Annotated in this window: 14 protein-coding genes; 7 read left to right on the top strand and 7 right to left on the bottom strand. The window is 57.8% G+C overall.

Going from position 1 to position 14,138, the window contains the following annotated elements; translation table 11 throughout:
• Positions 1–86: 86 nt before the first annotated feature.
• Both metX and metW read left to right on the top strand, forming a co-directional pair.
• Entirely contained in the window at positions 87–1,232 is a 1,146-nt protein-coding gene (gene metX, locus CMN55_RS09560; RefSeq protein ID WP_293949565.1) for a homoserine O-acetyltransferase MetX, read from the top strand.
• The gene (metW, locus tag CMN55_RS09555) at positions 1,229–1,867 is read left to right on the top strand and encodes a methionine biosynthesis protein MetW (RefSeq protein WP_293949564.1); all 639 of its coding nucleotides are present in this window, start codon (positions 1,229–1,231) and stop codon (positions 1,865–1,867) included. The genes metX and metW overlap by 4 nt, the downstream gene beginning before the upstream one ends.
• 8 nt (positions 1,868–1,875) lie before the next feature.
• Here metW and CMN55_RS09550 read toward each other — a convergent pair whose 3' ends face one another.
• Positions 1,876–2,640 carry a class I SAM-dependent methyltransferase gene (locus CMN55_RS09550; protein WP_293949563.1) on the bottom strand — a complete coding sequence of 255 codons (765 nt, stop codon included), beginning with the start codon at positions 2,638–2,640 and terminating at the stop codon, positions 1,876–1,878.
• A gap of 69 nt (positions 2,641–2,709) precedes the next feature.
• Here CMN55_RS09550 and gloB point away from each other — a divergent pair, with 69 nt between their 5' ends.
• Positions 2,710–3,480 carry a hydroxyacylglutathione hydrolase gene (gene gloB, locus CMN55_RS09545; RefSeq protein WP_293949562.1) on the top strand — a complete coding sequence of 257 codons (771 nt, stop codon included), beginning with the start codon at positions 2,710–2,712 and terminating at the stop codon, positions 3,478–3,480.
• A gap of 2 nt (positions 3,481–3,482) precedes the next feature.
• Entirely contained in the window at positions 3,483–3,926 is a 444-nt protein-coding gene (locus tag CMN55_RS09540) for a cupin domain-containing protein (RefSeq protein ID WP_293949561.1), read from the top strand.
• Here CMN55_RS09540 and yddG read toward each other — a convergent pair.
• The 4 genes from yddG to CMN55_RS09520 all read right to left on the bottom strand — a co-directional run bounded on the left by yddG (position 3,923) and on the right by CMN55_RS09520 (position 8,223).
• Complete coding sequence (gene yddG, locus CMN55_RS09535; RefSeq protein ID WP_293949560.1) at positions 3,923–4,831, bottom strand: aromatic amino acid exporter YddG; 909 nt, start codon at positions 4,829–4,831, stop codon at positions 3,923–3,925. The two genes, CMN55_RS09540 and yddG, sit on opposite strands and share 4 nt — an antisense overlap.
• Before the next feature lie 80 nt (positions 4,832–4,911).
• The gene (gene phbB, locus CMN55_RS09530; protein WP_293949559.1) at positions 4,912–5,634 is read right to left on the bottom strand and encodes an acetoacetyl-CoA reductase; all 723 of its coding nucleotides are present in this window, start codon (positions 5,632–5,634) and stop codon (positions 4,912–4,914) included.
• 29 nt (positions 5,635–5,663) lie between these two features.
• Positions 5,664–6,833: an acetyl-CoA C-acetyltransferase gene (locus tag CMN55_RS09525; protein WP_293949558.1), complete on the bottom strand. Its 1,170-nt coding sequence runs from the start codon at positions 6,831–6,833 to the stop codon at positions 5,664–5,666.
• A 142-nt stretch (positions 6,834–6,975) separates the two neighbouring features.
• A complete protein-coding gene (locus tag CMN55_RS09520; RefSeq protein ID WP_293949557.1) occupies positions 6,976–8,223 on the bottom strand; it encodes an alpha/beta fold hydrolase in 1,248 nt (415 codons plus the stop codon).
• 242 nt (positions 8,224–8,465) lie between these two features.
• Here CMN55_RS09520 and phaR point away from each other — a divergent pair, with 242 nt between their 5' ends.
• Positions 8,466–9,083, top strand: a complete 618-nt coding sequence (phaR, locus tag CMN55_RS09515; RefSeq protein ID WP_293949556.1) for a polyhydroxyalkanoate synthesis repressor PhaR — start codon at positions 8,466–8,468, stop codon at positions 9,081–9,083.
• A gap of 105 nt (positions 9,084–9,188) precedes the next feature.
• Here the strand turns inward: phaR and msrA are convergent, their stop codons facing one another.
• The gene (msrA, locus tag CMN55_RS09510; RefSeq protein WP_293949555.1) at positions 9,189–9,671 is read right to left on the bottom strand and encodes a peptide-methionine (S)-S-oxide reductase MsrA; all 483 of its coding nucleotides are present in this window, start codon (positions 9,669–9,671) and stop codon (positions 9,189–9,191) included.
• A 174-nt stretch (positions 9,672–9,845) separates the two neighbouring features.
• Between msrA and pdxR the strand changes: the two genes are divergently transcribed.
• Positions 9,846–11,327, top strand: coding sequence for a MocR-like pyridoxine biosynthesis transcription factor PdxR (gene pdxR, locus CMN55_RS09505; protein ID WP_293949554.1), 1,482 nt, complete (start codon positions 9,846–9,848; stop codon positions 11,325–11,327).
• Between the two features lie 12 nt (positions 11,328–11,339).
• Entirely contained in the window at positions 11,340–13,127 is a 1,788-nt protein-coding gene (locus tag CMN55_RS09500) for an extracellular solute-binding protein (RefSeq protein WP_293949553.1), read from the top strand.
• Between the two features lie 11 nt (positions 13,128–13,138).
• On the opposite strand, the gene CMN55_RS09495 is transcribed toward CMN55_RS09500, so the two are convergent.
• Positions 13,139–14,137 (bottom strand): glycosyl transferase family protein, encoded by a 999-nt coding sequence (locus tag CMN55_RS09495; protein WP_293949552.1) that lies wholly within the window; start codon positions 14,135–14,137, stop codon positions 13,139–13,141.
• Between the last annotated feature and the right edge of the window lies 1 nt (position 14,138).

Below are 14,138 nucleotides of genomic sequence, written 5' to 3'. Positions count from 1 at the left end.
GACCTCGCCCCGCCGCACTAGCTAACAGCAAAGTCATCCAAAACAAAGATTTTTCTAATCCAATTGTTACGAAAAGAGAAATAAAAGTGTCCGCAAGCTCTCCAGGATCGGATAGCCATTCCGTCCTTCTCGGAACGGAAACGCCGTTGCAACTTGATTGCGGCGTGACTTTGGGTGCCATCCGGATGGCCTATTGCACATATGGCAGCCTCAATGCGGACAAATCTAACGCCATTCTGATCTGTCATGCGCTGACGGGGGATCAGTTCGCCGCCAGCCGCCAGCCCCTCACCGGCAAGGATGGCTGGTGGGATTTGATGATCGGGCCCGGCAAAATACTGGATACAGATAAATATTTCATTGTCTGCAGCAACGTTCTCGGCGGTTGCATGGGCACCACGGGGCCGTCGGAAACGGACCCGAAGACCGGCAAACCCTATGGCCTTAACTTCCCCATCATCACGATCGGTGACATGGTCAGGGCACAGGTCCTGTTGCAGGATTACCTCGGCATTGAAAGCTGGTTCAGCGTGATTGGCGGCTCCATGGGCGGCATGCAGACCCTGCAATGGGCCGCAGCATATCCCGAGCGGGTGTTCAGCGCCATCCCCATCGCCTGCGCCGCGCGCCACAGCGCCCAGAATATCGCCTTTCATGAAGTCGGGCGGCAGGCGGTCATGGCCGATCCGAACTGGCAGGGCGGCGACTATTACGCGAGCGGCCGCAAACCGACATCCGGCCTAGCCGTCGCCCGCATGGCGGCGCATATCACCTATCTTTCCGAAGCGGCGCTGCACCGCAAGTTCGGCCGCAACCTGCAGGATCGGGAGAACCTGACCTACGGGTTCGATGCGGATTTTCAGGTGGAAAGCTATCTGCGCTATCAGGGGATCAATTTCGTCGACCGGTTTGACGCCAATTCCTATCTCTACATTACGCGGGCGATGGATTATTTCGATCTTTTTACAGATAACAACGGCAATCTTGCCAGCGCGTTCGAGGGAACGAAAACCCGCTTCTGCGTCGTTTCCTTCAGCAGCGACTGGCTGTTCCCGACATCGGAAAACAAGCAGATCGTCCATGCGCTGATCACGGCGGCGGCCAATGTCAGCTTTGTCGAAGTGGAAACGGACAAAGGTCATGACGCCTTCCTGCTCGACACGCCGGAGATGCTGAAAACCATTGATGGCTTCCTGCAATCAAGCGCCAGAAGCCGGGGCCTGGTATCATGAACGAGACAGCAAAATTCGAGCCCAAACGCGACATCCGCGTTGACTGGCAGCTGATTGCGGAAATCGTCGCGCCGGAAAGCCGCGTTCTTGATGTCGGCTGCGATGACGGGCAGCTTCTCGCGCATCTGACGGAGACAAAAAATGTTGACGGGCGCGGGCTGGAGCTCAGCCAGCAGGGCGTCAATATCTGCGTCTCGAACGGTCTCTCCGTTGTGCAGGGCAATGCGGATACGGATCTGATCTACTATCCCGATGACAGCTTCGATTATGCAATATTAAGCAAAACCCTGCAAACAACCCACCAGCCGCATGTGGTCCTGCAACAGCTGTTGCGGATCGGCCGGAGAGCGATTGTCTCATTCCCCAATTTCGCCTACTGGCGCTGCCGCAGCTATCTGGCGCTCAAAGGGCGTATGCCAATGACCAATTCGCTGGATGTGCCATGGTATGAAACGCCGAATATCCATTTCTGCACTCTGCGCGATTTCACGGCGTTGTGCGCACATCTCGATGTCCATATAGAAAAATCGGTCATTCTGGATGCCTCCGGCAAGGTCATGTCTCAGTCTCACGACAGCGCCTTCGCCAATTTTTTTGGTATTGACTGCATTTTCATCCTGTCCCGAAAGAGCTAAGCCCGTCACTACAAATCTTCGCCCATGCGGGGCAGGTCGCGGCCTGCAATCACCGGGCGGGCCGCCGGCAGGATAACGGGGCGGCGACGCGTTTTGCGTTCAGGAAGTTCAGTCAGGGCATAGACCTGCTTTTCCGCCTCCATGATGCGGACGCCGCTGAAATGCCGCCACCATTTGGCGCCCAGATTTTCCCAAGCCCGCGCCAACCGCAAATTCAGACGCCAGTTGCCAGGCGGCATATAAAGCGCGCCTTGCCTGTCGCCCGGTGTAAAACCATTATCCCGGAGCAGGCGGTTGAGCTGTTTGTCGCTATAGGGATGGCCATAACCAAAGGGCGTGTTTTCCGTTCGCGCCCAGAGGCCGCGCCGTCCCGGCACCACAACCATCAGCTTGCCCGTCGACGTCAGAATACGCCAGAGTTCCTGCAGGATGGGGTCAACATCCGTTGTATTTTCAAGCCCATGCACCCAGATAATCCGGTCAATCGACGCATCGGCAAGCGGCAATGTCCGTTCATCCACAAGGCTGACCAGGCTGCCACCCTCGCGCGGCCATTGGATCACGCCCTGTTCCAGCGGCATGAAGGAGATCACCCGCTCCGCCTCCGAGCGGAAGGTGCTGAGATAAGGCGTGGCATAGCCAAGACCGAGAATACGGAAATTTTTAAGATCCGGCCACATCTGCCGGACCTGCCGGGTAATCGTCCGGCGCACCACCTGCCCGAGAGAGCTGTGGTAAAAATTCCGCAAATCAATAACATCAGGTCTGATCATGGTGCTATACTGTCATATAATACGGAAATGGAAACTTAACAGAAAAACGTGAATGCGAAAGATCCCCTTATGAGCAAACTCGAAATTCACCAGATTCCGGTTCTTAACGACAATTATGTCTATCTGTTCCGCGAAAGCGACAGCGGCAAGGTTGGCGTTGTCGACCCGGCGGTTACCGAGCCGGTACTGGAAAAGCTGGCGGAACTCGGCTGGAAGCTGACCCACATCATCAATACCCACCATCATGGTGACCATACCGGCGGAAATCTGGCGCTGAAGGAAAAAACAGGGTGCACCATTGTGGGGGCGAAAAAGGACGCGGCGCGCATTCCGGGCATTGATATCGGCCTTGAAGATGGCGACATCTTTGAATTTGGCTCCGAAACGGCCCGGGTATTTGAAGTGCCGGGACATACAGTCGGCCATATCGCCTACTGGTTTGAAAATTCCGATGCGCTGTTCTGCGGCGATACGCTGTTCGCGCTCGGCTGCGGTCGGCTTTTTGAAGGCACACCTCAGCAGATGTGGCACAGCCTCGAAAAATTCCGCGCCCTGCCTGACAGCACCCGTGTCTATTGCGCCCATGAATATACGGAGGCAAACGGCCGTTTCGCCCTTTCCGTTGAGCCGGACAACGCAGCATTGAAAGAGCGCTTTGCCGAGATTGTCGAACTTCGCAAACGGAAGAAACCGACAGTCCCTTCCACACTTGGGGAAGAAAAGGCAACGAATCCCTTCCTGCGGGCGGATCAGCCCTCCCTCGCGGCGGAATTGCATCTAAGCGCCCATGATCCTGTCGAGGTTTTTGCGGAAACGCGCCGCCGCAAGGATAGCTTCTGATCATGCCCGCCAGGTATTCTGCCCCCGACATCATTGCGGCGCTCGGCATGTCGCCGCATCCCGAAGGCGGCCATTTTGTCGAGACGTTTCGCGATGATCTCACCCAGCCGGGGCAGACACGCAGCCTTTCCACCGCCATCTATTACCTGCTGCAGGCGGGGGAGCGATCCCACTGGCACCGGGTCGATGCCGTGGAAATCTGGCATTATCACGCAGGCGCACCGCTGTCTCTTGCCATCGCGGCAGACGATACAGCAGAGGGGGAGGAGAATACTCTCGGCCCGGACATACTGGCGGGCGCGCGGCCGCAGATCATTGTCCCGCGCGGGTCTTGGCAATCGGCCTGTACGCTTGGGGATTGGACATTGGTCGGCTGCACCGTCGCGCCGGGGTTTGAATTTTCCGGCTTCGAAATGGCGCCAGAAGGATGGGCGCCCGGCCGTTAGCCGCCTCTGCCGGGCCGCACGATGGCGCGGATCAGCTTGAGTGACCCGAGTGCCGCCCCGCCGGTGATCAGCAGGCAGCCAAACAGCAGCGAATAGGAAAAGGCGGCGACCCCCATCAGCAGCAGGATCAGCGTGGAGAGAAGCGGCGAGAGATAGGAGAGAACGCCGAGGGACTGAATATCGCCATGCTTCATGCCCCGGTCCCAAAGAAAGAATGCCGCCCCGACCGGGCCAAGCCCCAATCCGAGAACGGCCAGCCACTGAAGCACCCCCTCAGGCCAGAGAGTTGTTTCAAATGCAAGATGGCAGACCAGCGCCAATATGGCCGTAATACCGCAAAAGAGACCGATGACATCCGATGAAACCGCTGCATAACGGCGGCTCAATACCGAATAGCCGGACCAGATGAAGGCGCAGCAGATCGCCGCGAGATACCCTTTCAAATATTCCGGCCTGAAATCAAACGCGGTCCCTTTTGAGATCAGCAATCCGGCGCCAAGCAGGCTCAGAACCGCACCGGCAACATGGAACCAGTAGAATCTCTCCCCCGGCAGCAACGCGGAAAAGATCACGATCAGCAACGGCCAGAGATAGGCAATCAGGCTTGCCTCCGCCGCCGGGGCGTTTTTAAGGGCCAGAAAATAAAAGAAATGATAGCCGAACAGCCCCGCAACGCCGAGCAACCAGAGCCCGCCCGGAATGCGGAAAAACGGACGGATATCCTGACGATATAAAACCCATTTCAGCAAGACGCCGACAAAGGCAATACCAAAACTCATGGCGGTGAGCTGAAACGGCGGAATATCCGCCGTGCCGGTCGTGAACAGCGCCAGCAGCGCCCAGAGCAAGATGGCTCCAAGTCCGGAGAGGGTCGCAACCGTTTTTCCCGCTGGCTGAGTATTCATGATTGCTTTTCCGATAAAAAAAGACATGAGCCGGTCTCCCGGCTCATGCCCCAGATCCATACCCTTATCCGGCGTATGGATCAATACATATGCTGGCCGCCGTTGATAGACAGGGTCGAGCCGGTAATGAAACCGGCCTCATCGGCGGCAAGGAAGCAGACGCCACGGGCAATTTCGGACGCCTTGCCGAGCCGCCCGACCGGAATCCCGGCGACAATTTTCGCCAGCACATTTTCCGGCACCGCCGCGACCATATCCGTGTCGATATAACCCGGCGCGATGGCATTCACGGTGATGCCCTGCGCGGCACCTTCCTGCGCCATGGCCTTGGTGAAACCATGGATACCGGATTTCGCCGCCGCATAATTGACCTGACCATACTGGCCGGCCTGACCATTGATGGAACCGATATTGATCACCCGGCCGAACTTGGCCGCGCGCATGTCATCAATGGTCACCCGGCACATGTTGAAGCAGGAGCCAAGGTTGGTATCAATCACCTTCTGCCAGCTTTCATGGCTCATCCGGTGCAGCGTCCCATCCCGGGTGATCCCGGCATTATTGACAAGAATTTCAATCGGCCCGAGTTCGGCTTTGACCCGGGCCACACCTTCCGCACAGGCATCGAAGTCGGAAACATCCCATTTATAGGCGGGAATCCCGGTGCGGTCAGAAAATTCCTTCGCCCGTTCGTCGTTTCCGCCATAGTTTGCTGCGACCTTATAACCTTTGTCCTTCAGCATGATGGAAATGGCTTCGCCAATCCCGCGGGTGCCACCCGTAACGATTGCCACTCTTGACATTCTTTGTCCCCTTTTGGTTTCGAACTGCTCTATCTCTCAACACACATGGCGATACCCATACCGCCTCCAATGCAAAGTGTTGCCAGCCCCTTGTGCACATCCCGCTTCTGCATTTCATGCAGCAACGTGACCAGCACGCGGGCACCCGATGCACCAATCGGATGCCCAATGGCGATGGCGCCGCCATTCACATTGACCTTGCCGGTGTCCCAGCCAAGATCCTTGTTCACCGCGCAGGCCTGCGCGGCAAATGCCTCATTCGCCTCAACAAGATCAAGATCATCGGTTGTCCAGCCCGCCTTGGCGAGGGCCGCCCGGCTGGCCGGAATGGGGCCCGTGCCCATCACCGCCGGATCGACGCCGCTCTGCGCCCAGGAAACAATCCGGGCAAGCGGCTTCAAGCCGCGCTTTTCCGCCTCCGCCGACGTCATCAGCACAACCGCCGCCGCGCCGTCATTGATACCGGACGCATTGCCCGCCGTGACCGAGCCATCCTTGGCGAAGGCCGCGCGCAGGGCGCTCAGCTTTTCAACCGTCGTGCCGCCACGGATATATTCATCCTGATCGACAACCGTATCGCCCTTGCGGCCGGAAATGGTGACCGGAACGATTTCATCCTTGAACCGGCCTGCGGCTTGCGCTTCCGATGCCTTGCGCTGCGATTCTGCGGCAAACTCATCCTGCATCTGGCGTGTGATCTGCCAGCGGGCGGCGACATTTTCCGCCGTATTGCCCATATGATAGCCATGGAAGGCATCCAGCAGCCCGTCCTTCAGCATGCTGTCAATAAACTCGACATTGCCCATTTTTTGGCCGTTGCGCAGATGCGCGCAATGCGGCGCCTGGCTCATGCTTTCCTGACCGCCTGCCACAACAATCTTTGAATCGCCATTGACAATCGCCTGATAACCCAGCGCCACCGCCCGAAGACCCGAGCCGCAGAGCTGGTTGACGCCCCAGGCCGGCACTTCGAAAGGAACGCCGGCATTGACCGATGCCTGCCGCGCCGGGTTCTGGCCCTGACCGGCCGACAGGATTTGACCGAGAATGACTTCCGATACGTCGGACGCTTCCGCCTTTGAGCGAGCCAGTGATTCCTTGATGACAATCTCGCCAAGCTGATGCGCTGTCAGTGACGACAGGGCGCCATTGAAGGAACCGACAGGGGTGCGCACCGCACTGGTTATGACAACATCCATGATTATTTCTCCTGTTTCCCGATGAGTAATTTTAATACAAAAAATATCTCATATGAGAAATAATACATCCGAATTATCCTCTCATACGAAATAACGTTAGTTGCGATCCGCCGCAACCTCTTTTTTCGCGATTGTCCGAAATCTATCGGACTGTCGCAATCCAGTCTCCCGCCTGCCGCCATAATCCTTCTTCCGCCTGCCGCCCGGCCATCATGCCCACATGCCCTGACGGCGACGTGATAACAGTGGGGTCCGGCAGCCTTTCCGCCAGCGCCAGCGCGGAAGGGCGCGGCACGATCTTGTCGGTCTCCGGCACGGCAATAAGCGACGGCAATGCAATATCCTGCGCCCGCACCGCGGCGCCGTCAATCATCCATAGATTACGCTGTATCTCATTGCGACCATACCAGCCGTTCAGGACATCCCCCGCGACGCCCCTGACAAGCGGATGCCCGTCGTTCAGCCAGTCTTCAATGGCGACGAACTCCCGCGCCTGCTCCGATTCCATGTCCATGCGGGCGAATCTGCTGAACTTGCGAAGCCCGAGATTGGGATCAAGGCTGGTAAAGATGGTCTGCAACAGATCAACGGGAAGCTCTCCGAACCCCGTGAGGATGCTGTCCCAAAATTCCGGCTGGTCCAGCAGGTTTCTGGCCTCCCCATCCAATCCCGCATGAAAATCCCACGGCGTCGCAATGGCAATCAGGCTGCTGAGCCGGGCCTGCCGACGTTCCGCAGCGGCAACAGCAAGCGTGCCCCCCATGCAATAACCCGCAAGATGCAGCGGCGCCTTCGGAAAAAGATCCGCCACATAATCGAGCGCCGGAAGAATCCGCTGGCAGATATAGCTGGAGGTGTCGAAGCCGCGCTCCTCCTCCCCCGGCGCTGCCCAGTCAAACATCACGGGATGGAACCCCCGCGCCGCCAGATAATCCACAAAACTGCGGCCCGGCATCAGATCCAGCACATAGGACGGATTGACAAGAGACGGCACCAGCAGAACAAGCGGTGCCTCTGCCGGGGCGGACGGCGCGCCATCCAGCAAAGCCGTCGTTCCCCGCTGCCAGAGGGTTGGCCGGGCCCGGTCCACACGCCGGTAAGGATGCGCGTGATAAGCTCTGATCCCGTCAATCATTTCCTGCATCATTCCACTGCCCTGATCGGCCAGCGCCTGCAACAGCTCCGGCGACGCATCAAGTGACGCGCGGCTCGCCATCTCTTCCAGCTCGGTCGGCAGCGGCACCGGCAGGTCAATACGGCCCCGATCGCGCAGCGGCAGGGTGGCGAAGGAAGAGGCGACGGAGGTTGTCGCAAGACCGAGGTGCAGGGCCAGCGGGCGCGGGCCAAGGCGGCGGATCGTCGGCTTCATATGCGGGGCATCTGTCATCATAGAATTATCGGGTTGCGACAGCCGGGCGCACGCCAACAAAGACAATGCGAAATCCCAAACAGACTGCCTGTAGCCTCATCTCATCATATAGGGTCATGGCCTTGGATGCCACCAGGTCAGGACACTTATTTCGATAATAAAGTGCATTTTTTGGAACGGCATTGCACAATAAACTTGCGCGGCGCAACAATTACAGGCGAAAATGCCAAATCAAATCTCTTACAATCAGGTAAGGAGACATTGTGGTTGAAAAAACGACGGATGACAAAAAACCTGTTGTCATAAAGAAATATGCAAATCGCAGGCTGTATAATACGGCCACGTCGTCTTACGTCACGCTCGATCATCTGAGCCGGATGGTCAAGGATGGAACCGAATTTGTCGTTTATGACGCCAAGACGAACGAAGATATCACGCGCTCGGTACTGACCCAGATCATCTTCGAGGAAGAAGCCAAGGGACAGAATCTTCTACCGATCAGCTTTCTCCGCCAGCTCATCGGCTTTTATGGGGACCGGCTGCAAACGGTGGTGCCGGACTATCTGGAAATGTCCATGCGGTCCTTTGCCGACAATCAGGACAAGATGCGCGACCTGCTGCCCGAAAACCTCACCGCGAACCCGATGTTCAAGCAGTTTGAGGAAATGGGCCGCAAGAACATGGAAATGTTCAGCCAGGCCGTCCGCATGTTCTCTCCGCCCTCCTTCTTTGCCGGGACGGAAAGTGACGCTGATCGCGTGAAACCGGCCGCGGCGAGCGAAAAGGGCGAAGCGTCCGATCAGACCGCCGAGATGATGCGGGAATTGCGGGAACAGCTGCAAAGCATGCAGAAGCGCATCGACGAAATGAGCAAAAAGTAGGCCCCGTCTTCCGCGCCTGGCATCATCAGAAAAACAGCAGAGGCCGGAATGAAGTCCGGCCTCGTTTTATTTACAGCGTTTTAACGGGAAGAAGTCCAGGCGCCGTCAGATGTGACAGGTCGCAAGCCCGCGCTTTTCCAGATATTGCTGATGATAATCTTCCGCCGGGTAGAAATCGAGCGCCGGGGAAACCTCGGTCACGATCGGGCGGCGAAAATGACCGCTTTTTTCCAAGGCCGCTTTCGCGGTTTCGGCAATTTTTTGCTGTCCCTCATCGCGATAAAAGACGGCACTGCGATACTGGGTGCCGATATCCGGGCCCTGCCGGTTCAGCGTTGTCGGATCATGGTTCGCCCAAAAGACATCCAGAAGATCCGCATAGCTGACCTGATCGGGATCAAAGGTGACCCGCACCACCTCCGCATGCTGCGTTTGCCCCGTGCAGACATCTTCATAGTTCGGATTGGCAGTAATGCCGCCCTGATAACCGACAACTGTTTCCTTGACGCCCTTCACCTGCCGGAATGCGGCCTCCACACCCCAGAAGCACCCCGCTGCAAAATAGGCAATTTCCGTTGTAGCCGACATTTTCATCTCCTTGACTGAAGATCAATGATACTGGTTATTTTGTGCTTTTCCTGAAGATTACAACAAGGCTCCGGAAAAGGTGATGGTAATCTTGCCTGACAGCATAAATTCGTATCATTGGCCCTGTTATTTTATGTATTATAACAATCTTTACAGAGCCAGTTAGCCTATTTCATGCCCAACCGGATCAAAAATGCACAGCTAAGCACGCTGACCCTCGATGCGAACAGCGGGATGACCCTGCATCAGCAGCTTTTCCTCGCCCTGCGTCAGGCCATTCTGGAAGGCCGCCTGAAGCCGGGCGTGCGTCTTCCCTCCAGTCGGGCACTCGCGGCTGATCTTGGCATCTCCCGCAACACCGTGCTGGGCGTCTATGATCAGCTCACCGCCGAGGGGTATCTTGCGAGCCGCATCGGCGCGGGCTCCTATGTCTCCGATGAGCTGCCCGATGATCTGCTGCAAAGAAAACGGGAGGGCGACAAACGCCGCACCGCGCCGCGGGATGTCTATCGTTCCAGAATGGCCGCCCCCTATCGGGGCAGACCGATCAAGCCCGCGGTGCGGAGCCTGCCCTTTTCGCCCGGCCTGCCCGCGCTGGAGGTTTTCCCCTTTGATGACTGGGCGCGCCTGCTGGCCCGTCACTGGCGCCGTCCCAGCCGGGAAGCCCTGGTCGATAATCCGATTGGCGGCACCAAAGCTCTGAGGGAGGCAATCGCCGCCTATCTCGGGCAGACGCGGGCCGTGCGCTGCCACGCCGATCAGGTGATTGTCCTGTCCGGCTCGCAGCAGGCGATCCATCTGGTGGTCCGCGCTTTTGCTGAACCGGGCGATGCCATCTGGATGGAAGAACCGGGATATCCCGGCTTTCGTGATTCCATTCTCTCCGCCGGGGCGACGCCGGTTTCCGTGCCCGTGGATGCGGAAGGCTTTTCACTTGAAACCGCGCTTCAGCTTGCCCCCGACGCGCGGCTTGCCTGCATCTCTCCGTCCCATCAATATCCGCTGGGCCAGACCATGTCCCTCGCCCGGCGGCTTGATCTGCTCCGCTGGGCGAAGGAGACGGGGCGCTTTATCCTCGAAGATGACTATGACAGCGAATATCGCTATACGGGACGCCCACTGACCTCGCTACAAGGGCTGGATGACGACAATCGCGTGCTCTATGTCGGCACCATGAGCAAGATCATGTTTTCGGGCCTGCGCGTCGGCTACATGGTGGTGCCGGAGGATCTGGTTGATGTTTTTCTGGCCCTCCGGCGGATCATCGACAGCCATTCCCCTTCGGTGCCGGAGGCAGCTCTCGCCGATTTTATCAATGATGGCTATCTCGCCTCCCATGTCCGCCGCACGCGCCAGCTTTATGAAGCCCGGCAGACACGACTTGTCCGCCTGTTGCAGGAAAAGCTCGGCGATCTTCTTCGGGTGGAGCCGCAGGAATCGGGAATGCATCTTGTTGCCTTCCTGCCGCCGCATATCCGTGATAGGGAGATTGAGCAGGCAGCGGCAGAAAAAGGGATGCTGGTGCGGGCGCTGTCGAGCTTTTACAACCTGCCGACCGATCAGACCGGCCTGATCCTCGGGTTTGCGGGAACACGGGAGGAAGACATGCCCGACCTTGTCGACAGACTCGCGTCAATCATACGAGACAGGGCATAGCCAGGAATATTTATGAAGTATTTCCATCTTTTACTCTTCCTTCTGCTCACGGCAACAACCGGCGCCCTGGCAGGTGAGCCCGCGGAAAGGCACGCCATTGCCATGCATGGCGAGCCGAAATACCCGCCCGGCTTTTCCCACTTCGACTATGCCAACCCCGACGCACCGGTTGGCGGACATCTGCGTCTTGGCGCCATCGGCGGTTTTGACAGCCTCAACCCCTTTATCCTGAAGGGGGTTGCGCCCGATGGGCTCACCAATGTTTATCAACCGCTGCTGGAACGCTCTCGCGATGAGCCCTTTACGCTTTACGCCAACATCGCCAGAACCATTATGGTGGCACCTGACAGAAGCTGGATCACCTTCAACCTCGATCCGGCCGCCCGGTTTTCGGATGGAACCCCCATCACCGCCGAGGATGTCCTCTTTTCGTTTGAAACCCTCCGGGACAAGGGCCGCCCCAATGTGCAGAGCTACTACAAAAAAGTGACGGAGGCGGAAATCCTCTCCCCCACCGCGATCCGCTTCGCATTTGAAGAGGCGGGGCGATATGAAATGCCGCTGATCATGGGCATGATGAGTGTTCTGCCAAAGGCCGCCTTCAAGACGACGGAGTTTGAGAGAAGCACCCTCACGCCTTTTATCGGTTCCGGCCCCTACCTGATCGAAAAAGTCGATGCCGGGCGGCGGATCATCTATCGCCGCAATGAAAATTTCTGGGGCTGGCATCTGCCGCAGAATAAGGGACGTTTCAATTTCGAAACACTCACCTATGACTATTTCCGCGATGACGATATCGCGCTTGAGGCGTTCAAGGCGGGCACGATAGATGCCCGCTTCGAAACCGATGCCGGAAAATGGGCCAATGCCTATGGGCAGGCGGGGCAGAAAGCCCCCTTTCTCAAGTCAACACCGCGCCTCTCCATTCCCGCACCCATGCTGGCGCTCGTTTTCAATACACGCCTTGAGAAATTCCGCGACATCCGTGTCCGCAAGGCGCTGACTTACGCCTTCGATTTTGAATGGATGAACGCCCATATCCTGCACGGCCTTTACAAGCGGACGCAAAGTTTTTTTGAAAATTCGCCGCTGGCCGCGACAGGACCCATCCAGGATGCGGAACGGGAACTGCTCATCCCCTTCGCAGATGAATTGCCACCGGAAATCTTTACCGACAGCTTCCACCTGCCGATAACGGATGGCAGTGGCCGGGCCCGCGACAACCTCCGTATCGCCCAGGAACTGCTGTCCGACGCGGGCTATGAAGTTCGCGGAGGGCAACTCGTAAATACCGTGGACGGTCGACCGTTTGAAATTGAATTTCTTATTAATAACAATGACTTTGTTCGCCTGATCACACCCTTTCAGCGTCATCTCGACACCCTCGGGATCAACAGCAAAATACGGCCCGTGGATACGGCAAGCTATCAGAACCGCCTCAATGACTATGATTTCGATATGATCATCAATAACTGGGGGCAATCCCTGTCACCGGGGAATGAGCAGGCCTTTTACTGGAGCCGTCAGGCCGCCAGGACACCCGGCACCCGCAACTATCCCGGCATCCATCTGGCGGCGGTCGATGCGTTGATCGAACGGATTGCAACGGCGCAGGACCGGATAACCCTTGAAACTGCCGTCAGGGCGCTTGATCGGGTGCTGCTGTTCGGATATTACGCCGTCCCGCTTTATTACACGGACCGGTTATGGCTGGCGCACTGGCCGCAAATCCATCTGCCGCCGACACCGTCTTTCTGGGGCACGACGGCCGATCTGTGGTGGTATGACGCCTCCCCGTAAGGAAGGGTCGGTCAGCCAAAGCGCGCCCGATCGCGGCATTCCCAGATATCGCGGGCGCGGGTATCCGCCGCGCGGAAATCAAGCGACGGCTCCGCCATTTTAAGGGCGATGGCCAATGTGCCGATAATCGCCAGCTCCGGCACCGGCAATGTCAGCTTTCCCTGCCACATTTTGAGAAGCTGCATCGGCGACAGATCCTCTTCCCGCCATTTGTAGGTCGTCTCCTCCGTCAGGGCGGGCCATTCCTGAACGATATGCTCCCCCTCAACAAGCGCATCTGCCAGTGCCGGTTTCATGGGATTGCGCAACACCTCTCCGCCACCGCCCTTGAAGATGGCCGTATTGGGCTGACCCAGTGCCATGGCCGTGCCGAGATGCAGGGCCTTATAGGGCGGATGAAACACCCCCTGAAGCTGGTACGGTGCGCGGAACGGATTAAGATCCCGGGCGAAGGTGTTGACCGCCGTCCGCACCCCCAGCATCGGCCGCAGCTCGAACAGCGTCTGCACAGCGGGGCAGAAATTTTCAAGCCCGAGATAGACGAGATTGCTCTCCTCAAGACCAGCCGCGGCATCGGAGAGGGAATGCGCCTGTTTCACGTGAAACAGCTCAATTCCCGGCCGCGTTGGCGCGTAATTTTCGGAAAACCCCGCGATGCCATGCATCAGCACGCGAAACCCCTGATCGGCGAGCAGAATCGCGGCAAGGATGAACCATGGCTGCTGGCGATGACGGTCCGCATAGGAAGGCCAGTCGAAATCAACGGCCGCCGCGACCCCCTGTTCCAGAAAATGCGCCCGCGCCGCCGCGACCATGCCAGCAAACTCTTCCCCGGTCTCCCCCTTGCGGCGCAGCAGCAGCAGAAAGGCGCCCAGCTGCAATGGATCAACCCGGTCGCCAAGCACCATGTCCATGGCGTCAAAGGCTTCCTCGAAGCTGAGGTCACGCCACATTTTCGGGCCCTTGCCGAGGGCTCTCAGATATTGGGCAAAGGGATGATCTGCTGTCATG

It is taken from the genome of Sneathiella sp., from assembly GCF_002694385.1.
Lineage (GTDB): Bacteria > Pseudomonadota > Alphaproteobacteria > Sneathiellales > Sneathiellaceae > Sneathiella.
The sequence above is the reverse complement of the archived record's forward strand: the minus strand, read 5'-3'. Positions and strand labels throughout refer to the sequence as shown.

What these genes read in the sequence shown, in the direction of transcription:
- CMN55_RS09540 (WP_293949561.1), top strand. Translation starts at nt 3,483, where the DNA reads ATGCCCGCCAGGTATTCTGCCCCCGACATCATTGCGGCGCTCGGCATG.
- metW (WP_293949564.1), top strand. Translation starts at nt 1,229, where the DNA reads ATGAACGAGACAGCAAAATTCGAGCCCAAACGCGACATCCGCGTTGAC.
- pdxR (WP_293949554.1), top strand. Translation starts at nt 9,846, where the DNA reads ATGCCCAACCGGATCAAAAATGCACAGCTAAGCACGCTGACCCTCGAT.
- yddG (WP_293949560.1), bottom strand. Translation starts at nt 4,831, where the DNA reads ATGAATACTCAGCCAGCGGGAAAAACGGTTGCGACCCTCTCCGGACTT.
- phbB (WP_293949559.1), bottom strand. Translation starts at nt 5,634, where the DNA reads ATGTCAAGAGTGGCAATCGTTACGGGTGGCACCCGCGGGATTGGCGAA.
- CMN55_RS09550 (WP_293949563.1), bottom strand. Translation starts at nt 2,640, where the DNA reads ATGATCAGACCTGATGTTATTGATTTGCGGAATTTTTACCACAGCTCT.
- CMN55_RS09495 (WP_293949552.1), bottom strand. Translation starts at nt 14,137, where the DNA reads ATGACAGCAGATCATCCCTTTGCCCAATATCTGAGAGCCCTCGGCAAG.
- CMN55_RS09520 (WP_293949557.1), bottom strand. Translation starts at nt 8,223, where the DNA reads ATGATGACAGATGCCCCGCATATGAAGCCGACGATCCGCCGCCTTGGC.
- gloB (WP_293949562.1), top strand. Translation starts at nt 2,710, where the DNA reads ATGAGCAAACTCGAAATTCACCAGATTCCGGTTCTTAACGACAATTAT.
- CMN55_RS09500 (WP_293949553.1), top strand. Translation starts at nt 11,340, where the DNA reads ATGAAGTATTTCCATCTTTTACTCTTCCTTCTGCTCACGGCAACAACC.
- msrA (WP_293949555.1), bottom strand. Translation starts at nt 9,671, where the DNA reads ATGTCGGCTACAACGGAAATTGCCTATTTTGCAGCGGGGTGCTTCTGG.
- CMN55_RS09525 (WP_293949558.1), bottom strand. Translation starts at nt 6,833, where the DNA reads ATGGATGTTGTCATAACCAGTGCGGTGCGCACCCCTGTCGGTTCCTTC.